We start from the raw sequence: 21,468 nt of genomic DNA, 5'->3' as shown, positions 1-21,468 counted from the left end.
AATGGGCGCTTTATTGACGTAACGATCCGCGTGATGGCCATCTTGATCGTGTTCGATCTAGCGTATCTTTAACGCGAGCTATGGTTCTCTGCGACTTCGCATTCAAAAGCGTTGGGGCTATTGATGAGCCATACACTTACCGCGTCGTCTATCGCTCCTTGGGGCAAGCGCGTCCTTGCGTTGATTGACGCGTGCATCGATCAGCAAGGTCATGCCGACACGGCAACGATCTGCCAACGAATCGCCGAATCCGTTCGTTGGCCTGATTGCCCGCACGCGCGACAACTCGCATCGGATATCGCGCCAGCGCCATATCGGCGCATTGCCCTTAGCGATGGACGGCCTCGAGGTTACGAGGCTCTCGTCATCGCATGGCCGCCAGGTCACGTCACGCCCATCCATGATCACGATGGGCTATGGGGATTGGAGCTTGTCCTGGACGGTGTTTTGCAGGTGGATTCGTTTCATTTGTCAGAGGATCCGTCCATCGTACTGAATGCCGAAGACACGATCGTTGCCGGCGTTGGTGACCATGTGCTGTTTACAGATACCAGCTATGCACATCAGTGTCGCAATTTTTCTCGCAGCAGCATGGCGCTCTCCCTGCATGTGTACGGGGGTGAGCTGAATAGCTATCGCAGTTTTCATCATGATCTTGGGCAATGGGTTCCCCGGACGCATCACACGGTGCGGGAAACGACGGATAGCTGAGACAGGCGACAGCTATGCCGGTGACGGCGATGCTGCAGAAGTTCAAGCTCCCACTTATCTCAACGGAAAAGCCACTTCTCCTCTCGATTGCTGAGAAAGCCCCGGGTCCGCTTTCGACCCAAAGCAGACATCTGTCGTTGTAGCCTATTGGGCGGCAAATGGAGGAGGGCAATGATGAACAAAAATACGATTTGCTTGTGGTACGTAAACGACGCCGAAGGGGCCGCGCGCTTTTACTCGCAGACCTTTCCCGACAGCACGGTCGGCGCGGTGCACCGGGCGCCGGGCGATTTTCCGGGCGGTCACGCGGGCGATGTTTTGACCGTCGAGTTCACGGTATGCGGTATCCCGTGCCTTGGTCTCAATGGCGGCGACGTGTTCAAACACAGTGAGGCGTTCTCCTTTCAGATCGCTACCGACAGCCAAGCTGAGACCGACCGATATTGGAACGCGATTGTCGATAACGGTGGCACGGAAAGTGAATGCGGCTGGTGCAAGGACAAGTGGGGCTTGTCGTGGCAGATCACGCCGCGCGTCCTGACCGAGGCGATGGCGAGCGGTGGCGACGTAGCGAAGCGTGCGTTCGGGGCGATGATGAAGATGCGCAAGATCGATGTTGCGGCGATCGAGGCGGCGGTGCGAGGGTAGATGTAAGTCTCCGTTTCTTCGCATGACTGTACATGCAAATCCGGGCGTCCAGCTCAGGTTGCCTTTGCGCCAGAGCCACGTACAAGGGAACTCGAACACGACTTGCTGCACCGGAGCGGCCGTTCGCTGCAGCGCAGGATTTTTGCGAGGATTTTGGTGTAGCGTGATGGTTATGACTGACGCTCGCCTACACACGCGCTCGACCCGCTGGATTTGGATCGCGGCCATCTGGTGCGCGGGCGGCCTGTTCGATGCGAGTCAGGCCATCCTCATCATGCACGCCATGGATGGGCGCGGATCGTGGTTGATCCCATTCGTTATCGTGTTCGTGTCCTGGCTGCCCTGGGTGTTGGCGACACCACTCATCATCGAACTGGCGCGAAGATGGCCGATCGCTCGGGGCACGGTGCTTAAGGCGGTGATCGTGCATCTGGCGGCTTTCGCCATCATCAGCACGGTCGCGGAAGCGTGGGCGGCAATGCTTCGGGTCATTTTTAACCCGTGGCACCATAATCCACCACCCATTTTCGTAAGCACCTGGTACTCAACGCTCATCGACCAGAGCCTGACGTTCGTGATCGCCTACGCACTGATTTTGACCGTCACGTATGTCGTGGACTCGCGCGAAAAGATGGAGCGGCAGATGACCGAGACCGCGCGGCTCAATGCAGAGCTGTCCCGGGCCCAGCTCGCTGCATTGCGGAGTCAGATGGATCCGCATTTCATGTTCAACACGCTCAATTCGATCGTTGGCCTCGTACGCGATCAACGCAATGATGCAGCGATCGGGATGATCGTTGGCTTGAGCGAGTTCCTGCGCCGCGCGTCGGAAGACTCCCATCGGGCGCAGGTGACGCTGACGGAGGAAGTTGAATACCTGCAGCGCTATATCGACATCCAAAAGGTGCGATTCGGGGACCGTCTTCGGGTGAGCCTGGGCATCCCCGTCGAGCTGGGGCATGCACTGGTCCCGAATCTGCTGCTGCAGCCACTCGTGGAGAACGCCATCAAACACGGTGTCTCCAAGCGCGTCGCTGGCGGTGAGATCCATGTCGCCGGTGCACGGCTTGATCACACCCTTCGTCTGACGGTCTACAACGATGGCCCATGGGCTCGAGAGGACATGGAAGCGACACACGGTGGCGTCGGCCTCGGCAACCTGCGCACCCGTTTGCAGATCCTGCACGGCGACCGGTCCGAGTTGCTGTTGAGGCCCGTCGACACGGGCGGCGTGGAGGTTGTCGTGACGCTGCCGTTTCTGGAGACGTAAATGACGCCGCCTGAAGACAATGCTAAGTCGATCCACGTCCTGGTCGTCGACGACGAGGCTCTCGCGCGGCGCAATCTCACCATCCTGTTGCATAACGATCCCGATATCGCATCGGTAACTGAATGCGGATCAGGTTTGGAGGCGATCAAGGAGATCAGACAGTCCAAACCCGACCTGGTGTTCCTGGACGTCCAAATGCCCGAATGTGATGGCTTCGACGTGGTCGAGCTGCTCGGTGCCGACATGCCCGAGACCGTCATCTTTGTGACCGCTTACGACGCGTATGCACTGCGCGCCTTCGAAGCGGGTGCGCTGGACTACCTGCTGAAGCCGTTCGACGATGCGCGCTTCCATCGCGCCCTCGCACGCGCCAAGGAAAAGCTCGCGCGCTATGCGCCAACCCAACGCCGATCGATCAGCAAGATCGCGGTCAAGAGCCGAAGCCAGACCTTGTTCATTAACGTGGCAGATATCGATTGGATCGAAGCGGCGAGCTACTACGCCTGTATCCATGTGGGTGCGACCACGCACATCCTGCGCCGCACGCTGCAGGAGCTTGAGCAAGATCTGGACGCAAAAGCCTTTGCGCGCATCCACCGCTCGATCATCGTCAACCTCGAACGGGTTCGTGGTTTGGAGCTGCAGGACAGTGGCGACTACGAGGTCCTGCTGGATTGCACGGCGCGTCTGCGTTTGAGCCGCCGTTACCGCAAGCGCATCCAGGAACGTCTGGAAGAGCTGTCAAACAATCGCTGATAGTAACGCTCTGTCATCGCCAGGCGATCTGAATTTTTCAACAAAAGAAAAAAGCTGCCCATGCCAGCTGGGATGACATGGGCAGAGGTCTGTTACGGCTCTTAATGCTGTGAGCTGTCATTTCCCGTGGTGTCGTGGCTCATGTTGTTCTTCATCGCATCGCCGCTCTTGGCGTCTTTGGACATGCCGTCTTTCGCCATATTGTCCTTGGACATCGTGCCTTTCTTCATCGCCGTGTGTCCCATGGCGTCCTTCTTCATGCCACTGTGAGCGTTGTCGGTTTGAGTCATCGAGTCCTTCGCCATCCCGCTGTCTTGGGCAAAGACGCTGCCGGCGGCGAGCGCGAGACACATGGCGAGCATTGCGCAACGTACGTTTTTCATGAGTAACTCCTGGCTATGGTTGGGTGGGAAATGCGCGGTTTGTGTGCCGCGCGGAGTGAAAACGAAACGGGCGGCCCGACGTCACAGGAGATCCGTGGTGATGTAAGCAAAGACCGTCCGTGGTGGCGGCCATTGGAAAAAACCGGGCGTATATTGCGTCGTCCATTCCTTGGTCGCCAAAAGGTTCTGGATCTGCAGGCGAAGGCTGCTTTTCTTGCCGAAGGTGGTGAACTGATATCGCCCACCGAGATTCACCTGCGTGACTGCGGGTGAATAAACACCGTTGTCGATACTTGCCGGTGCAGTTCCAAAATGGGTGGCTGATATATCCATGGACGCAGCCGGCACCCACGGAAGGTTGTAGTTGATGTTGGCTACGTACGTCAGAAGCGGTTGGCCAACGGCGACGAAACCGACCTTCTCGGCGACCAAGTTCGGTCCGACAATGCTGACTCGGCCATTGAGAACACCGATATTGACGTGCACGTACTTGACCGGTTCTCCTGCAATGGAGAGCTCGATACCCTTCGCTCGCTGCACGCCGAGTTCTCGATCGATGTTGTCCGTGTCCAGATTGAAGTAGGGCTTCTGCAGCTCGAAGACACCTGCGATGATCTTGAACTTGGGTGTCACGACATAACGTATGCCCGAATCGATTTGCCAAGTCCTGGACGCCGGAAGAACCGCCCCGCTGTTCTTGGCGGAATTGGGCGCAGCGCCGGAATTCTCGAGCCCCTGCGTGTATCCCGCATAGAGCGTCCATTTCGGAGCGAGCGCATAGGCGGCATTGCTATACGCGCGGGGAAGGTGCGCCGACATGCCGGAATCGGGTATCCCCGGAGCGACGACGGTCTCGCGATAGTTTTCGTCCTGAACACCCACTTCGAATTCGGCGCGTTGGCGCCAGTCAACATGATAGGCCGAGCCCACGCTCCACAATTCGGTGTGATCATTCGTCGTCGCCGAATACACGAAATTCGGTTCCGGTATTTCAACGAGCGTGCCGATAACGGTCGGCCCCGCGTCGACAACGTCCTCGCCACCGTAGCGTGCCGTGGTGTCGCGGCCACGCGTCATGAAGATGATTTGCTGACGCCAATCGCCGCTTAGGAAGGTGCCCGTCAGGCGCGCCTCTCCAGAGTTGGACGCTGTGTTCTGATCGGGGTATCCAACGACTACATGCTCGGAATGGCCATTCGGCTGGACGTCGGTGTACTGATCCGCAAAGCTGACGGGATAGTCGTTTGTCGAGCGAAAAGCACCTGCCTTTAGCTGCCATATCTTGGTCAATTGCGCAGACACGATGCCGCCGAGGTTCGTCGTGACATTGCGGCCTTCCGCCCAGTTCTGGCCAAGGTAGTTTTTGGAAATGGCGGGTGGCAGAAAATCACCTGCCGTGAAGTAAAGCGGAAATGTCTTTGCATTGTCGGTTTGCTGCCAGTCAACGATCGCACGCACAGTAATCTTGTCGTTCGGCGACCACTGGGGCGTCGCGCCTAGGCTTGTTATATTCGACGTGTATCCGGGGTAGGGACCGTAAGAAGGCGTCTGCGTGCTGACTTGCGTGCTTATTCCCATCGGTAGGACGAGCTGGTTACCGATCAAGGGCAGGCTGCCATCGATACTGATGCCGCGTCCTTCATCCGGGCCGACATTTGCAATGATCGTTGCGCTGGGGACATCGCCTCCGGCGTGGCGGAGGTCGTAATCCACGATGCCGGTCGGCGCGGGAAAGGCATAGCCTATTTCACTCACACCGACCTTGATGGTCGAATCCTCGATGACACGGTTGGACAACGCGCCTTGTTGATCGAAGTAAAGGCCGTCGATCCGCACATTGCCGGCCGATTGCGGGTTGAACCCACGAACCAGCCCAGGGCTATATAGACCCACCGACTCCAATCCGAGCGTCAATCCATAGGCATCATCGGCGGCAGAGATTGGATTGTCTGAGGCGTGCTGTGCACTGGCTACGGTCGCCTGCAGCGTCATGACAGCGGCGATGGCCACGGAGAACTTCCTGCGCTTCGTAAATGTGACCCGCATAATGTCCCGCTTCAGGTTCAGTCGCCGAACTTGCGTGATATTGCGAACACGAGTGTATGTGTGCGGGCCAGATCGACACACACCGCTTGCTGCAGCAAAACGACCGCCCACTGCAAGAACGTTCAGGCGACCCGTCTTTAGAAGCGGTAGGGAAGTTCCATTTCTAGAATCCTTCGAACTGGCATGGATAATGTAGACACGGGCGACGTGAGGGTTTGAGCTACCGTAAAAGTTCGTCTTTGGCCAAATACAGGGGAAAGGGCAGTGATGAAAGTATTGGCATTTGCATTGATCGGAATATCTTCCATGGCGTCGGCCGCCGACGTGGTTTCCATTCCGCGAGTCACTCCATATGCGGATGGCGTTGGAACAGATGAGGTGCGGACAAAATGCGACTGGAATGCAAAGTTGAGCGAAGAGATTGCGCACTATGCTGAAACGCCCGTGTCCATAACGGATAAAGACACCTCGCAGTTAAGCGGGAAGGTTCTCTTCATGAGAATTGTCAACGTACACGCCATTGGCGGCGGTGGATTCACAGGCCCTAAGTGGGCCGCGATTCATGGCGAGCTCCGTGACAACGGTAAGCTGGTGGGCTCTTTTGATGCACATCAGAACTCTTCGGTGGGCTTGACCACGTGCGGCGCGCTCGATCACCTCGCCAAGGAGCTAGGCGATGACATTGCTGACTGGCTAAAAGACCCGATCATGAATGCTAAGCCGTAACAGCAGATGGCACGTCATGCTGATCCTCGCTGAGCGCGAGGATCAGCGTTGAACGGATGCATGCACCCGTTCACAGTGTCGAACAAGATTGTCACGGCTTAGAACGTATGCTTTAAGCGGCGTGGCAATGTCATAAAAATAGATGTTTGCGACGAAACCGTAGATCGCCGCGTCAATAGATCCTGGCGCATCGCCAAACATGAAAGTGTGTTCGCCTAGAAGGTTTGCGATGGCCTCTAAGTTGGCGATGCCACGCGCATAGACGGCATCGGGTTCGTATCGGCCGATACCCTGGAAGTAATATCGCTTTTCGTTGTAATCGTGACCAGCCTCCATGGCGCTCTCCGTTATTTCTGGGTGTTCGGAAAGCATGATCTTCCGGAACTGGGGCCAGAAGTGTTCGTCCTTCCAGCGCGAATAACTCATGCACCAATACAGGTCATCGAGTGTCCTGCGAATTAACAGGCTGACAGTTTTCTGCTCAGGAGAAAGGCGTCCGTCCAGTCGTATGTCATACCGGCTCGCAAGGTAGGCAATGATCGAATCGCTATCGCCGACAGAGTGATCGCCATCGGTGAGGTAGGGCAACTGCCCACGTGGTGCTAGCTGCGTATCGAGGATGTGCGCCTGCGTAAACGAAAGCCCGCACAAGCGCATGAACGCATAAACCTTCAGGCCAAAGGGATTGTTGTCAGCGACGCCGCAGAGTCCGGGGTACGAATAGAGCGTTAGCATGAATGCTCCAATATTTCGCTGGTGTTCGAGGCCGCGTTGGGCAAGAGGAGGGGAGTACCCTGCTTATCCCACCTAACTACCTTTCGTTCCATTACTCTCCAAACCATTTATTCAGGCGGCGCTTGCACAGTATATCCATCCGCTCGCAGCGCACTCAGATAGCCGTTCGGCATAAAAAGCTGCTCCATCGGCAGCAATGCCACCGTCTGCGTATTTTGCGCCAGTGCCTGCTCCGCATGTTCGATCCATGATTGATCGATGTGCTGTTGCATATCCGACAAACCAAGCGCTTTTGCAAACGGCGACGTATCGATGCCGGGCAGACAAGCATCTTCCTGCGTTTCCATCAACGTGGCTTTGAGTCCATCGAGATCGCCGGTCGCCCACGCATTGGCACGCAAAGTCGTTTGCACCAGATCGTGTTCGATGGCATTGAGCACCATGCCGAGGCAGCGCTGGTCATCCATGTCGTATTTCCCTAACGTGCCGATGGCCGCATGCGGATCGCCCAGCGCTAACTGGTAGGCGGGGTCGATAATCTTCACGCCGTGTCGATCGGCAGCATCGTAGACCGTTTTCTCGATGCGGGTTTGCTCGACCAGACCGGCGTGCCTGAGCACGGCATCGTAGAGTCTGCGACCCGCGAAAATCGGACGCATGTCGTCAATGCTCTGATTATCGTAGAGATAGCGATTCTTTTGCATGCGCCATCGCTTATATAGCGCCGGCTCTAACACCTGTTCCAGTCGCTCGCCATCCGGGTTGTATTTCAAGCGCATCATCGACGATGTCAGCACCCTGTTCGCCGATGGGCCCAGAACGCCAATTTCCAGTCCCGGCGGCTTCAATACTGCCTGCGAGGCGGCAATGCGTTTTTCCAGCGGCGTGAATTTCCAGCGCATGTCCCTGGGCACCGGCGTCACCAGGCCGAGTATCCACATGACGTGGTCGCCTTTACTGACCTTCCACAACGCGGGCCCTGGCAATTCACCCGTAACGACCACCGGCGCGAGCGTTGGAACCGCATTCGCGGAGGTAGCGGGTTGAGGTGCGGATTGCGCGTGGGCGATGGATCTGACGTAGACCAGCAAGCCGATGACAAGCAACCGACAGAAAACGCCGTGGTTGCCGAGCAGGCGACGAATGCCAAATTCCATCATCACGTTCTTCCTTTTCGCGATGGGCTTGTCACAGATCTGCGCGCACATTCTCGCACAGCCAATGTTCTTTGGATCGAATTGTCAGACCGAACCAGCGCGCATCATGGCCCCAACGTCATCTAGTTACTGGACCGCGATGGCACTCAGGAAAATTGCTCTTCGATACTGCGCGTCAGCGGCGTCACTTCATTACCCGTGTGCTTCGTCGACGTCGATTCGATCAGTAGTATCCAGCATTCTTCATCCGCCACCGGATTGTGTCGCACACCCATCGGAATAGTGAGGAAGTCGCCTTCGCGCAGTTCAACGACGCCGTCCTCCAACTCGATGCGCATACTGCCCTTGACGATATGGAACAGCTCGTCTTCCTGGTCGTGCGCGTGCCAGACGAGCTGACCTTTGATTTTTGCGGCCTTCAACAACTGATCATTGACCTTGCCGATCACTTTCGGTGACCAATAATCGGTTACGCGTTCGAACGCGGCCTGCAGGTTTTGTACGGTGAGCATAGGGGCCTCCAGCTATAACAATGAAGCGTCATGGCGCGTAGTACTGCGTATATTCGCACCGCATGGCTTCAATGTTAACGCTGTTCGAGCGTTTGCTTTATAACGGCCGAACCCAGCTCTATACGTTGTCCGACAAACGAAGCCAGCTCATCCGGCAACACATCCGTTATCCAAACTAGACGCGTGCACCCATCGCCATCATCGAAGACCTGGAACGATGCATTGTGATGAATGGCTCGACCACCGACTGACGCGTATGCGAATCGCCTCGCCTGGTTATCCAGCGCGACAATCAATTCACGTGCGACCGTTCCGTCGGCAAACGTAACGATTCGAGCGTTGTCACCATCCAGGCGAGCGTCAGTCAGGATGCCTGGAGTGAGTCGCCGATGGGCCGCGCCAACGTCCGAAACAGCTGACCAAACATCCCGGGGATCGGCTTCAATCCGGATTTCCTTGTGTATCCAGGCCATTGTCGTTTCCTCGTGTGACCGGCAATGCGGTCGCTAAGGAGAGAAACTACGGAAAAACGCCGCTCCATGAAATGACCAGTTTGCAACAAATCGACATGACCATTTTTTTTGCGGTGAGGTGGAATCCTGCGTAGGTCAGATAACGCCATCTGAATTTTGCAGCTTCTTACCGGGGTGGATACTGGGTACCGGGGAGTGTCGCCACTCCCCGGCGCTTAGACCTGACTTTCTTCAATAATTGAAGTTGTCGTCACTTCGGATGATGGCGACACCGTTTGTGGAAGCATTGTCGATCGTAACAGCGCTTTTGAGATTGAAGTTCCCATCGCCGTCAACATTGAAAATAGAGACATGGGATACGGAACCATTTGCGTCAATAACGGCAGCTAGGCCATCGCGGTAGGTAATGTCAGTCGGATTGCCAGAAAATTGGGCGACAACAGCAGCATCTTGAATGATTTTCTGACCGTAAACCGCATAACGCGATACCGATCGACTGGGCGAGTTGGCGGAGAAGAGGAACGGTCCATCAAGGGTGACCCAGCAAGGGGCCATCTGCGTACCGGAGCCAGTAACTGTTAGTACGGCATCATCGCGCACCAGGCTAATCTCGTTAGCATGAGCGATCGTCACATAAGCATCGGCGCCACGTGTGGCAAGTCCGAATGGCGCGTTGACGTTGGAAGGAATGTTGGCCACGCGCTTGGTGGAGCCCGTCACGGCACCTTGACCGGTTAGGTTGATCGTTTCGATCACATTGCTCTTTTCGGTAATGACAAGTTGGCCCTGCAACACACCCACTTGCGCGGCCGAGCCATCGGCAATCACCAGCTGGGCTTCGCCATCAGCAGTAGAGCTTACGCCGAAACGGTCGATCGGATGGGATTCGATATGCGTAGCAGTGAGGATATATAAATGATCACGGCCAAAGGCGATGCTCACTGGATTGGTGATGGCGGGCACTACTTTTTCCAGCTGCAACAAACCATGATCCTGGGGTTTTCTGAAGACCGACACGTTTCCCGATCCGAAATTGACCACTGCTAGAAGGTCGTGATTCTGCGCAATGCCTCCAGCGTTACCGGTGACGCCCCCAGCACCCTCGGTCTTGATCTGTTCTACCAATGCTCCGCCGGTGTTGTAAACGAGTAGCTCGTTACTGGCCGTATTGGAGGCCGTAACGATAAGATCCCCGTTGTTCCAGCCAGTATTTGACTGCGCATTGGCAGCACTTGCCACCATCAGCGCGAGTAGCGCTGATCCGTAGATTACCTTTTTCATGGTCCTTCCTCGATTAGAGCGTAGGTAATTGCAACAACCTGCGTTGTTGCGACTGGTTACTCCCGACAGCCGTGCGCACCGACTTCTCATTACTTCGAGGAAGAAGCGTCTGGGTTACATCGCAAACGCTAAATCGCGCAAACTCTGATTCGCTTCCCATCGTCACAAAACGATGACATTTCACATTCAAATGTGACGAGCGGCTATGAAGTCCAGAAACGATGTAACAAACCGCAACAGTTAAACGAAGCAATGGTGAGGCGGCCTGACTATGCTGCACACCATTTCTTGCTTAAACCTGCGGGGTACTATGGCCAATAAGATGTTTTATTTACGCGCGGTGGCGGCAACGCTTGCGCTGCTATTGCGACAACCTGCAGTGCACGCTGAAGACAATGCCGCGGCTGCTCGGCAACACCTTGTCGTCGTCGAACTTTTTCAAAGCCAGGGATGTTCTTCGTGCCCGCCGGCGGAGGCCAACCTTAATGCGATCGCCGGCGAACCTGGCGTACTCGCCTTATCGTTTAGTGTGACTTATTGGGATCAACTTGGTTGGAAAGATACATTTGCCACCGATGCTTACACCCAACGTCAATGGGACTATGCGCATCACCGACGGCGAGACACGGTTTGGACACCGCAGATATACATAAACGGTCAGACTGATCTTGTCGGTACGAATCGCAGTGAATTGCTTGAAGCCATTGGACGCGCCCAAACGAACGGACCAACGATTGATTGGTCCGCTCAAAGCATAACTATTGGGGCTTCGACGCCATCGGACGGTGTAGCGGATGTATGGCTGGTGCGATACGACCCACACACGTTACGTGTACCTATTGGTGGAGGCGAGAATGGCGGTCGTACATTGGCGCAACGCAATGTTGTTCGCGATCTCGTTCATTTGGGTACATGGAATGGTGACAGCGTGACTTTTCCGCTTCCGACGTCTTCGTCACATGGGCTAAAGACCGCGGCCCTTGTTCAGATGCAAAGGGGAGGGCGGATTTTAGGTGCGTCTGTGGAAGAAACACCCTATTAGCGTTTGGAGCCGCGTAAGTTCTCAATGCAGCCTCGATAAGCCTTCCTTGTCGCGATCAGGGCAAGTTATCGGGGGTAGGATTGGTTAGGCAGACCCCGGGCAGAGATTTTTATATGAACGTACGCAACCAAATCAAAGGCTATATCGCAGCTCAGCCAGAGCCAAAACGAAGTGATATGCAAGAGCTTCATGGCATCATTCTTGGAATCATGCCGGACTGTAAATTATGGTTTCTCGATGGCAGAGATGAAAGCGGTCACGTGGTTTCTAATCCGAACATAGGGTATGGGGTGCAGACCATGAACTATGCCGATGGAAAAAACAGGGAGTTCTATCAAATTGGCATCAGTGCGAACACAACAGGCATATCCGTCTACATCATGGGGATAAAAGACAAAAAGTGCTTGGCCGAGAAATATGGAAAAAAGATCGGCCGGGCGAGCGTAACAGGGTATTGCATCAAGTTTCGGACACTAAAAAATATAGACGTCGATATTCTTGTAGATGCAATGCGATATGGGGTGGAACAGACACAACCCTAACAGTTCATTGTCGTAGGCCTATTAAATTTGTCTCGATCTTAAAGTCATTTGAATTCAATCATATATAAAGGTCATGTGGAGTGACTTATCAGGTAACTGCCGATCGGGGATTTTCAAATCTTTGCTGTGAACGTTTTTTGTTCGTTACCACTTTTGGATGATCTCTTTGGCGGAGATTTTCGCTATTTAAGATGGTCCATGAGACCAGCCTTGTTGCGCACAACCTTAATTCGACTCGGTAGCGTAGTTTTCATTGGCGCGATCGCGCTAGCCGCTCGACTGACGGGCTTTGATTTGCTGATGTTTCCGGAACTTGGAGCATTGTCGAACGACATCATCAAGCGCCCTTATGGGAAATGGGCCAGCGCTCCGGTAATGCTTGTGTTGACTCCGTTAGTCACCGCCATCGTAGGGGTGTGGATCACTAATCACATGGCTTTCGGTGTTGCGGCTATAGTTCTGGATGTCGCTATCGCTTTAGGAGTGATCGAAGCCATCCGATCGCCGATTGCGCCGGCGATCTCTGCCGGGCTGTTGCCCCTTGTGCTCGACGTACATAGCTGGTGGTATCCGCCCGCTATTACGGCGGGAACGGCTTCGTTGGCGCTGATCAGCATTGTTCGTCGACGATTCCATCCAAAAACTCCTGTACCGTCGATTCGTGACAAGGTCGACAACGTCATGGAGAAGGCGGCTTCCAATCCGCTCTGGCTGCTGCCCTTCTTATTTGTGCTTGTGGGACTGGCGTTCCTGGCGCAGCACAATGGATGGCGCTTATTGCTGTTCCCGCCGATCGTCGTGATCGGCTTTGAAATGTTTGCTCATCCTCTGGTCTGTCCCTGGGCGGTACGACCGTGGCATTTGCCACTGGCGTGCACGTTGGGTGCCCTTGCGGGTGTCGGCGCCGTGAGCCTTTTAGGCCCCGGATTAGGGGCAGTTGTCAGCATGATGATGGGAATACTCATCTTGCGAGTGATCGATCTTCACGCACCGCCCGTGCTTGCGATCGGCCTGTTACCAACGATCATGACTCGTCCCACTTACTCATTCGTCGTCTTAGTGCTCGCCAGCACGATGATACTTACGATTTCATTCCGCCTATGGCAGGTTGTCTGTTTGCACTGGATGCGCCGTCCCACATGACGAATGACTGCGGTACCTTCATACATCTGCGAAGGCCAATTCGAATCGCATTAAATAAGCTTTTAAATATCAATGCCACTGATAACGTACAAGCAAAAAAGCGCATGCTTCACTACATTTGATCCATCTATCACTTAGGTGGATGCTATTTCAGACGATGCCATCGCGTAATTTTTAAGCCGCTGAGAAAGTTCTCGGTGAGGAGCGGTTAATCTTTTTGTATTTCAAGGAGAGCGCAAAAGGTTATTGAGGAGCCGTCGCCAGGCGCCCGGGCTCATACCTACCTCACGGGTGAAGATTCGGGTGAAGTGGCATTGTTCTGTATAGCCGCACTGCGCAGCCACATCGGCAATGGGCTTGGTGGTGCTCATCAGAATGTGTTTTGCGGTTTTCATTCTGACATGAGTAATCCAGCGGTGCGGTGACATGCCTGCCGATACTTTGAAGCACCGCTCAAAATGGCCGATAGACATCGAACAAGCGGTCGCTGCGAATATCAAGGCGTTGGCGGCAAATGCTTTTTCGGATAGAAGCGACTTGGCTTTATCGAGTTGAACCGGATTCAATGTGCCGTGGTGCTGACGGAAAGATGACGTTGTCCTTTTTGCTTTTTCGCTTTCCAGCGCGTCGGACGCCAGCGTGAGATGGCGCAGGACAAGGTCGTCAATGTCCCAGTCAGACGTTACTTTTTGAATCGTCGACCGAATGGCTGCTACGACATCATCCGTAATGCTGGACGTGTAAAAATCACTGACCTCGCTCATGACATATCCCACCGTACATGCTTGTTGTCGAGTAAAGCAGCGGTACGTGCAGCGTAGTCGAGCGAAGACGCTCTTACATCGCCCATATCGCGGTGGTCGGCGTAATCCTTTAGGGTTACCGGATACCACCGAATGATGGACTAATGCCTAAGGGGTATTTTTTTCTGGGCAGAAGTTATGTTTTGCCGGCGCTCGACATTTCTTACCCTATCGCTGAATGCATTGGAACGATTCCGTTCGCAATGGTCATTGGGCAGTGATGCTGCAGTCTGGCTCGGGGTATCTATGTTAGATAACGATTTTTCAGCGACCGTGTCCCCGGGCCATCGCGTGCTGGTCAACATCGCGCGCATGTCCGATGAATTTGCGGTGGTTTGTGCTGTGAGGGATACACGCCATAGCCGGAGCATTTACACGCCTTTCTCTCTGCAAATCGGCGAGTCGAACCAAGGATTATCTACTTCAAAGCCGGTGTTTCACCGTCACGAGAAACCGGATAGCGTTGAAAGTATTCGTCATGTAGTGACACTGCTTTTGGTGAAAGCACTGACTCACGGTTGTACCGATCAAGATCCTTTTGTCCGGCATCTGACGATCGCTTTGTGCGCTATCCAAGACGGCGGCAGGAAAGGGCAGGCGGCCTCATCCGAGGAAACCAAAGCGGGCGGCCTTAAGCCATGGCAAAAAGAAGTGGCTGAGAGAATGCTTGGAAGCGATAACCTGTCAGGCAAGCCATTGTCCGATGTGGCACATGCATGTGGACTCTCCACACCACATTTTGGCCGTGCATTTACCAAGTCTTACGGTGTCTCCCCGCATCGCTGGCTGTTGATTCAGCGGCTGGAAAAGGCCAAGGCGCTGCTCATGGAACCCGAGCAGACCATGACCGATATCGCTTACGAATGCGGCTTTTTCGATCAAAGCCATTTGAGCCATGCCTTTTCACGGCGCTTTGGACAGAGCCCGGGAGCGTGGCGTCATCAGCATCGATTGCGCCGCGACGCGGCTCCGTTGATCGCTGATATCCCCTGAAATCGTGATGAAGTGCCGGGTTTCTCAATGTGTCGCCATGGCTACTCCTTTCGGGTGATCCCAGGCCGACGGAAGCGGGCTATTGAATACGCAAACCGGCAGGGAATAACCGCATGCACGCCATCCCTTGGACATGTCCCAGCTTCTGGTTGATCGTCGCCAGTGTTGTGGCTGTCCTTTTGATGCTGGCCATTCTTTGGCATTGGCGCCGCCGACATGTCAGACAGCAGGCCCGTTCCAAAGCCGCACAGCGAGCGATGGAATCGGCCGCCCAGGCACTTGAGGAGTCGATGCTTCAGTCCGGACAGGGGCTGATTCTTCGATTCGAGGCGATTGCTCGGCGACTCCCGCCCGATCACCCCGTTCGGCGCGATATCGTCGAGGCGCTCGATCGCGCCGAATACGTACTGGAAAAAGGCTTGGATCGGGCGCAGCATCGGCGTGATATCGGAGCAACTCCTTCACCGCCTGAGAATTCGGACTCCTCCTGAACACCGATACGAGTAAAGCGCGCCATGAATGCTAATCCTGATGTGATTCGTATCCTCGCCGTGGATGACCATCCGATCATGCTGGATGGGCTGGCTGCCGTGATCGGAACCGAGCCGAGTATGGAATTGGTCGCCATGGCGAGTACCGGTGAAGAGGCCATCCTGCAATACCGTAAACATCGTCCGGACGTCACGTTGATGGATCTCGAGCTTCCCGGGATATCGGGGGAAGAAGCCATACGTATCATCCACAACGAGCATTCGGCGGCAGTGATTCTCGTGCTGACGACCTTCAAGGGGGATGCGCAGGCGCTACGCGCGTTGCAGGCCGGCGCACGCGGTTACTTGCTGAAGAGCTCGGTGCGTCACGATCTTATCGATACGATTCGAGCTCTGCATGAGGGCAAGAAGGTGATCCCTCATGAAATCGCTGCTGAAATCGCCGGTCACGCGATCGACGAACGACTTACTTCGCGCGAAGTAATCGTGCTCAAGTATGTGGCAAATGGACATTCAAACCGGATCGTGGCCGACATGCTGTGCATCTCGGAGGCCACCGTCAAAGTGCACGTGAAGAACATCCTTGGAAAATTAGGCGCGGCGTCACGAACACAGGCCGTGCAGATTGCGCACAAGCGCGGAATTATCGAACGCTGAGCTTTTTGCGACGTTGGTAATCAAAAGCCCGAGCCTGTGAAGGCGAATAGTCGTCGCGCAAACGGCGTTTTAGGGCCCGAACTACGCGTGTGGACGCAGCCAACCCTTCTTACCGGCATAAAGCATGGCAACGATGGCGAGCGCAGCGATGAGGGACGCCAACAACGATCCATCTGGACCGTAAGCGCCACCTGTGAGATAGACCGGTTTGCTTAGATCCGGAACGCTGATTAAGACACCGTTGGTGGTGTTCACACCCAGCAGAGATTCTTCCCAAAAATCCCAAGCAATGTGCAAGCCGACGGACATCCAAAGACGTCCGGTCAACATGTATGGCAGCCCCAGGGTTAGACCCGCATTGAAGGCAACCTCGACCGCCTGGAAAGGTGTGGCATGGGTGAGATGCGCAATGCCAAATAGCGCGGAAGAAATAAGAAGGCCTGCGAGAGGGTTGAACATGCGCGCAAAGAGGCGCAATAACACCGCTCGAAATGCCAATTCCTCCAGCATGCCGGAGATATAGCTGTCGAAAACGAAGCTATCAAGAAAACCTTTTCCCTGCCCGAGACGCACGCTGTACAAGCCCAGCGACGTAAGCAATAAAAGCATCAACGAGAGGATGACAATGCCGATCACCGCACCCACGACGAGGTCGATCAAGGACGACGCTTGAAAGAATATTTCACTCGGTGCACGCCGCTCGCCTAGGCGCACGATCAGCGCATAGAGAAGAAAACCAAGAATAGGCATCACGATCGCCGTGACGTAACCTGCCGCTGAAGAAAGATGCAGCCATTGACCGGCGAATACGGAAGCAAACAGCAAACCGAACATAATCGCGTAAAGAATCGCCGCCCATATAAAACACCGAATGGCCAGCGTCTTTCCAGGTGATAGCAAGCCGGCATTTCCCAATTCAAAATTCCACAACGCACGGCTCGCCACGGCAAATCCTCACTCAACGCTTTTCATTACGCAGATTAAAGCCTTTCCATGGGCAGGTGAAATCATTTCGCCAGAGCGATCCTCGCAATTTCGGCTGAATCTTAGGGCATGGCGAGTGATGAAGATTCATCCCAAAGGAGTAGGCATGGATGGATAGCGAAAATGAGGCGCCGTTTCGCCGGGAAATCAAGTGTGCTAGGTAACTGCTGGGGCGCTTGGTTTGTCGAGTCATCGTTATATCTGCAGATGACAATCTTCTTGCTTTTCAACAAGAGCTGCGGCAATAGCTTGCGGACACTCTTATGGCGTTCCGATTCTCGGGATGATCTGCGCCGCCACGATGAGTGCCTTCAGGAAAAGCCGTCGTCCATTCGAGATATTCGGAGGCTTGGTAACACTCCTCGTTTTTTTCGCATCCATGAATTCCAGCGCGGATGAACCCAACGTTCTAAGCGAGCCGACACCGCAGTGGACCTTCGGTGATGGAGCAACGCTAGCGCCCATCTTGAGTTATGACCTCATTAGGACGAATTTCTCGGGTGAACACGGAAGGTTGGCCAACGCCGAGAAGGGGACGTTCAATCATGTGGGCTTGTACGTATCCAAGCCTGGCACCTATGAGATATCGATCTACTATTCGCTATTGAACAGGCAATGGCGCGATGCGTTTGTCAAAATGCAGACGTCGGCATATACGTCTTACGACTTTGGTTCGCTGCGTTTGGGTGAAGGGAAGATTCCCCTGGATTTCGAAAAGAACACCAGCTCGACGCAGACGTCGTTCATCGAGTACTCCACGGCGTCGCAAGCGGTCTTCGAAAGCTATCGCATCGGTGTTCAATGGTCGTGGCACCGCGAACATGCTCTGATCGATGCGGGCTACTACGGCGACAACCTGGAGGGCAGCAATCCAGGGCACACGTGGGCACTGCATGGAGCATGGGTTCCGATCAATTTGCCTGGCGATGTTCTGCATCTAGGGTTGGCGCGCTCGGTGGAATACCCGGAAGGTCGCACGGATGAATCAGGTGTTGCAGGGCCGGCAACTGCCTCTTTCAAGGCAGCGCCATCCGTCATGCTCGAGGACGTCAGCCTTGAGAGTTCCGGCACGCTCGAAAACGTCAAGAGTATCCAGCGAACAAGTCTGGAGGGTCTTTGGATCGATGGTCCCGTTTCCTGCCAGGCCGAATATCTTGGTGCACGAACAGCATTCAGCACGAGCAACCCGAATTACGACATTCATGGCCGCTACGCTTTTGCAAGCTGGGTACTCACCGGCGAATCACGCCGCTACGACGACGGCGTGGTGCAGAACGTCATTCCCGAGCACGCCTCAGGCGCAGTCGAACTGGTACTTCGTTACAGCTCCGTCAACCTCAACGACTGGCCGGTGCCGGGTGGATGGGAGCGCGATTGGACAGCGGGCGTGAACTGGTACTACGGCAGACATCTGCGGCTGCAGGCCAACTACACGCGTACCCAAGCGGACCGTCGACACCTGTTCCTTGATCCGGCGACATTCGAAATGCGCCTGGAACTTTTCATGTAGGTGCCATGACGGCGCGTGTCTTGGCACGCAAGAAGTCAAGAATGACCGTTCTCTCCAATACGTCTGCGTGGCCGTTCTCTAGGCTGGCATCCAAAAGTTTTTCGATGTCACGCCTTAAGGAGATGGGTCCATGCACACTCTTCGTATCAAGACGTTAGCGTTTGTCGGGTCATTGGTGCTGTTCACGTCATCGGCCATGTCACAGCAGGCCTACGTGCCGAAGCTTCCCATTGTGCGTGGTGATCCTGCCTTGCAGACGCACGGGGAGTTTATCGATGAGCTAGTGGCCGATTTCATGGCAGAACATCATTTGCCGGGTTTGACAATGGCGATCGTTCAAGCGCCCTATGTTCCGCGCTCTGCGGGTTATGGAAAGACGAATATCGATCTCGACGAACTGGCTTCCACCAAGACATTGTGGAACGTAGGCCCGATTACCCAGGCCTTTACGGCGGTGGCGATCATGCAGTTGAAAGAGCAGGGCAAGCTAAGCACGGCCGATCCGATCGGCAAATATGTCGACGGTCTGCCGTCGGCTTGGCAACGCGTCACGATCAAGCAGTTGATGCAGCACAGCTCCGGCATCCCGGACTATCGCGGCGCGATCGACAACAGCAAGCGTTACACGCCGCATGAGTTACTGGCGCTTGTTCAGAACAAGCCTCTTGAATTTCGCAGCGGAACCGATGTACGCCTGAGCGCGACGGACGCAACGTTGCTCGCACTCGCGATCGAGCGCGCAAGCGGGATGAGTTATCACGACTTCATCTGGAAGTACCAGATCGATGCCGAACAGCTGCCGAGCACCATGTTCGCCAGCGACATGCCGCAGCTGGCAAAGATCGATCGGCCGGCCTCGCACCCGAACGACAATCAGCATTCGAAGTTCAAGTCGGAAGTGCCGTTCATCAACCCAGTCGAACCCGCGACGGGTTATGTCGCTATGGGTGACAGGCTGACCGCGGTGGCTCCCGAGGCATCGGAAAACCTTTTCGGCTTTGGTGACGTGTGGTCATCGGCCGAAGACATCAGCAAGTGGGACATTGGTCTGGCAGGAACGACGCTGATCAAGAGCATGGAAGATCACGAGTTCGTCTATGCGCCGACCAAACTGGACAACGGAAAAGTTGTGCCGGCGATGATTGGATGGGAGTTCACGCATCATCCCGGTTTCATGGAGGTCAAGGGGAATTCGCCGGGCTTCAGCTCTTATCTGAGCCGTTTTACATCCGCTGATGAGCTTGTCTGCGTGACATTGCTGACGAACAAGGAAGGTGTCGATCTGACTGTCCTCGCGCGCGAAATCGCTGCCGCGTACAAGTCAGAGCTGGGTCCGGACATCGATCAGCATCACATCGTCGCGCAGGAAAGCAAGTTTGATACGGCGGAGACAGTCGCGCGAATCAAGGCGCTGTTGGTGCAAGAAAAGGTACCGCTGTTCTCCGTGGTCGACCATAGCGATAACGCAACGCGCGCCGGGCTACACCTTCGTCCTACCACCGTGCTTTCCTTCGGCAATCCAAAGGTCGGCACAAAACTAATGCTGCAGAACCAGGCTATTGGGCTAGATCTCCCTCTGCACCTGCTGGTTTGGCAGGACGAGCGTGGGCGCATCTGGATTGGCTATCCGCGACTGGACGAACTCGCTGATCGCTACGACATCAAGGATCCCGCCACTGTCGCCGCCATGACTGGCTTTATGGATCACTTGGTCACACAAGCCGCCAACGTCTACGCGTACTGAGATAAAAAGGAACCGATGCCATGTCAGAGACTTCCAATACCCTAAGCCGTCGCAGCGCACTCCGCTTTCTGGGTGTAGCAGCCGGTGCGATGGTGGCCCTGAAAGTTGCACCGGCCAGCGCGAGCAGCCTACTTGGCGATTCGCCAGACAGCGCGCTACCGAGTGGCGCTCAGACACTTGCTTCTTTGACGCAAAGGCTCGCTGCCGCGCCGCGACGTCGTGAATTCAAAAGCGTACCGTTTATGGTCAGCGAACCAGAGTATTGGGACCATGAAGCGGCCGCGGAAATTCTCAGCTATCGCGGGCGGCCGAGCCAAGCCTGGGAGAACAGCGATATCGCTGCCGCATGGCCAGGCTTGATGCGTGAATCGTTGAATGGGCAGGTTTTCGCTCACCACAATCCCGACTTCCTCTCGGTATCGGCGACTCATGGTTCTGCTCACCTCGCACTTTTTAATCAGGATATGTGGGACAAATATGACCTTGCCGGGAAAACTGGTGGCGTTGCAACGCGCAACATCTTCATCATCGAAAAGCGTGGCGTGTCTCCCAGCGATGATCATGAAAATGTCGCCGGCTTCTACGGTGCGATGAATAACAACATCATTTCGCTCCAACGACGCGGTGCGGTTTTTGTGGCCTGCCACGATTCGATTCATGCGATCGCACGAGGTCTGCAGGCGAAAGCCATGAAAGATCCAGACGTGATCGCGGCGGATCTGACGAATAACTTGATCCCTGGTGCTGTATTGGTGCCGAGCGTGGTCGCGTTTTTGGCCCAGCTACAACGCGCCGGGTTCACCTACGCAAAAGGTGCTTGACGTAGTTCCATTTTCAGCGACTTCAACGATCACGCCAAAG

23 protein-coding genes are annotated in these 21,468 nt (G+C 55.1%); 14 read left to right on the top strand and 9 right to left on the bottom strand.

What is annotated here, in order from left to right; all coding sequences use genetic code 11:
* The first annotated feature begins 123 nt into the window (after positions 1-123).
* The 4 genes from EKH79_RS03760 (at position 124) to EKH79_RS03745 (ending at position 3,385) form a co-directional block, all read left to right on the top strand.
* Complete coding sequence (locus tag EKH79_RS03760) at positions 124-711, top strand: cysteine dioxygenase (protein ID WP_126672467.1); 588 nt, start codon at positions 124-126, stop codon at positions 709-711.
* Positions 712-882: 171 nt separating this feature from the next.
* Positions 883-1,359, top strand: coding sequence for a VOC family protein (locus EKH79_RS03755; protein ID WP_199754127.1), 477 nt, complete (start codon positions 883-885; stop codon positions 1,357-1,359).
* A 172-nt stretch (positions 1,360-1,531) separates the two neighbouring features.
* Positions 1,532-2,629 (top strand): sensor histidine kinase, encoded by a 1,098-nt coding sequence (locus EKH79_RS03750; protein ID WP_158621191.1) that lies wholly within the window; start codon positions 1,532-1,534, stop codon positions 2,627-2,629.
* Positions 2,630-3,385, top strand: a complete 756-nt coding sequence (locus tag EKH79_RS03745; protein ID WP_126672465.1) for a LytR/AlgR family response regulator transcription factor — start codon at positions 2,630-2,632, stop codon at positions 3,383-3,385.
* Between the two features lie 101 nt (positions 3,386-3,486).
* On the opposite strand, the gene EKH79_RS03740 is transcribed toward EKH79_RS03745, so the two are convergent.
* Entirely contained in the window at positions 3,487-3,768 is a 282-nt protein-coding gene (locus tag EKH79_RS03740) for a pentapeptide MXKDX repeat protein (protein WP_126672464.1), read from the bottom strand.
* Positions 3,769-3,849: 81 nt separating this feature from the next.
* Positions 3,850-5,778 carry a porin family protein gene (locus EKH79_RS03735; RefSeq protein WP_126672463.1) on the bottom strand — a complete coding sequence of 643 codons (1,929 nt, stop codon included), beginning with the start codon at positions 5,776-5,778 and terminating at the stop codon, positions 3,850-3,852.
* 303 nt (positions 5,779-6,081) lie between these two features.
* On the opposite strand from EKH79_RS03735, the gene EKH79_RS03730 reads away from it, so the two are divergent.
* Complete coding sequence (locus tag EKH79_RS03730) at positions 6,082-6,540, top strand: hypothetical protein (RefSeq protein ID WP_126672462.1); 459 nt, start codon at positions 6,082-6,084, stop codon at positions 6,538-6,540.
* 42 nt (positions 6,541-6,582) lie between these two features.
* Here EKH79_RS03730 and EKH79_RS03725 read toward each other — a convergent pair whose 3' ends face one another.
* The 5 genes from EKH79_RS03725 to EKH79_RS03705 form a co-directional block, all read right to left on the bottom strand.
* Positions 6,583-7,275, bottom strand: coding sequence for a glutathione S-transferase family protein (locus EKH79_RS03725; RefSeq protein WP_126672461.1), 693 nt, complete (start codon positions 7,273-7,275; stop codon positions 6,583-6,585).
* A gap of 107 nt (positions 7,276-7,382) precedes the next feature.
* A complete protein-coding gene (locus EKH79_RS03720; RefSeq protein ID WP_158621190.1) occupies positions 7,383-8,435 on the bottom strand; it encodes a TraB/GumN family protein in 1,053 nt (350 codons plus the stop codon).
* A 143-nt stretch (positions 8,436-8,578) separates the two neighbouring features.
* The gene (locus EKH79_RS03715) at positions 8,579-8,944 is read right to left on the bottom strand and encodes a cupin domain-containing protein (RefSeq protein WP_126672459.1); all 366 of its coding nucleotides are present in this window, start codon (positions 8,942-8,944) and stop codon (positions 8,579-8,581) included.
* Positions 8,945-9,018: 74 nt separating this feature from the next.
* Positions 9,019-9,417, bottom strand: a complete 399-nt coding sequence (locus EKH79_RS03710; RefSeq protein WP_126672458.1) for an SRPBCC family protein — start codon at positions 9,415-9,417, stop codon at positions 9,019-9,021.
* A gap of 231 nt (positions 9,418-9,648) precedes the next feature.
* Positions 9,649-10,698, bottom strand: a complete 1,050-nt coding sequence (locus EKH79_RS03705) for a lactonase family protein (protein WP_126672457.1) — start codon at positions 10,696-10,698, stop codon at positions 9,649-9,651.
* Positions 10,699-10,969: 271 nt separating this feature from the next.
* Between EKH79_RS03705 and EKH79_RS03700 the strand changes: the two genes are divergently transcribed.
* The 3 genes from EKH79_RS03700 (at position 10,970) to EKH79_RS03690 (ending at position 13,425) form a co-directional block, all read left to right on the top strand.
* Positions 10,970-11,740, top strand: coding sequence for a DUF1223 domain-containing protein (locus EKH79_RS03700; RefSeq protein WP_199754125.1), 771 nt, complete (start codon positions 10,970-10,972; stop codon positions 11,738-11,740).
* A gap of 113 nt (positions 11,741-11,853) precedes the next feature.
* On the top strand, positions 11,854-12,282 hold the full coding sequence (locus tag EKH79_RS03695; protein WP_126672456.1) for a DUF1801 domain-containing protein: 429 nt from the start codon (positions 11,854-11,856) through the stop codon (positions 12,280-12,282).
* A 210-nt stretch (positions 12,283-12,492) separates the two neighbouring features.
* A complete protein-coding gene (locus EKH79_RS03690) occupies positions 12,493-13,425 on the top strand; it encodes an HPP family protein (protein WP_126672455.1) in 933 nt (310 codons plus the stop codon).
* A gap of 224 nt (positions 13,426-13,649) precedes the next feature.
* Here the strand turns inward: EKH79_RS03690 and EKH79_RS03685 are convergent, their stop codons facing one another.
* Complete coding sequence (locus EKH79_RS03685; protein ID WP_126672454.1) at positions 13,650-14,189, bottom strand: helix-turn-helix domain-containing protein; 540 nt, start codon at positions 14,187-14,189, stop codon at positions 13,650-13,652.
* 285 nt (positions 14,190-14,474) lie between these two features.
* On the opposite strand from EKH79_RS03685, the gene EKH79_RS03680 reads away from it, so the two are divergent.
* From EKH79_RS03680 to EKH79_RS03670, 3 genes are all read left to right on the top strand, one after another.
* On the top strand, positions 14,475-15,221 hold the full coding sequence (locus EKH79_RS03680; protein WP_158621189.1) for a helix-turn-helix transcriptional regulator: 747 nt from the start codon (positions 14,475-14,477) through the stop codon (positions 15,219-15,221).
* 113 nt (positions 15,222-15,334) lie between these two features.
* Positions 15,335-15,712, top strand: coding sequence for a hypothetical protein (locus EKH79_RS03675; RefSeq protein WP_126672452.1), 378 nt, complete (start codon positions 15,335-15,337; stop codon positions 15,710-15,712).
* 24 nt (positions 15,713-15,736) lie between these two features.
* On the top strand, positions 15,737-16,369 hold the full coding sequence (locus EKH79_RS03670; RefSeq protein ID WP_126672451.1) for a response regulator: 633 nt from the start codon (positions 15,737-15,739) through the stop codon (positions 16,367-16,369).
* Between the two features lie 81 nt (positions 16,370-16,450).
* On the opposite strand, the gene EKH79_RS03665 is transcribed toward EKH79_RS03670, so the two are convergent.
* On the bottom strand, positions 16,451-17,314 hold the full coding sequence (locus EKH79_RS03665) for a CPBP family intramembrane glutamic endopeptidase (RefSeq protein WP_126672450.1): 864 nt from the start codon (positions 17,312-17,314) through the stop codon (positions 16,451-16,453).
* A 553-nt stretch (positions 17,315-17,867) separates the two neighbouring features.
* On the opposite strand from EKH79_RS03665, the gene EKH79_RS03660 reads away from it, so the two are divergent.
* The 3 genes from EKH79_RS03660 to tetH all read left to right on the top strand — a co-directional run bounded on the left by EKH79_RS03660 (position 17,868) and on the right by tetH (position 21,428).
* On the top strand, positions 17,868-18,863 hold the full coding sequence (locus EKH79_RS03660; protein WP_158621188.1) for an OprO/OprP family phosphate-selective porin: 996 nt from the start codon (positions 17,868-17,870) through the stop codon (positions 18,861-18,863).
* Between the two features lie 130 nt (positions 18,864-18,993).
* On the top strand, positions 18,994-20,607 hold the full coding sequence (locus EKH79_RS03655; protein ID WP_126672448.1) for a serine hydrolase: 1,614 nt from the start codon (positions 18,994-18,996) through the stop codon (positions 20,605-20,607).
* Between the two features lie 20 nt (positions 20,608-20,627).
* Positions 20,628-21,428, top strand: coding sequence for a thiosulfate dehydrogenase (gene tetH / locus EKH79_RS03650; protein WP_126672447.1), 801 nt, complete (start codon positions 20,628-20,630; stop codon positions 21,426-21,428).
* Positions 21,429-21,468: the final 40 nt, after the last annotated feature.

It is taken from the genome of Dyella dinghuensis (genome assembly GCF_003977615.1).
Classification (GTDB): Bacteria; Pseudomonadota; Gammaproteobacteria; order Xanthomonadales; family Rhodanobacteraceae; genus Dyella_B; species Dyella_B dinghuensis.
Note: the sequence above shows the minus strand (reverse complement) of the source record. Positions and strands in the feature narration are given on the sequence as shown.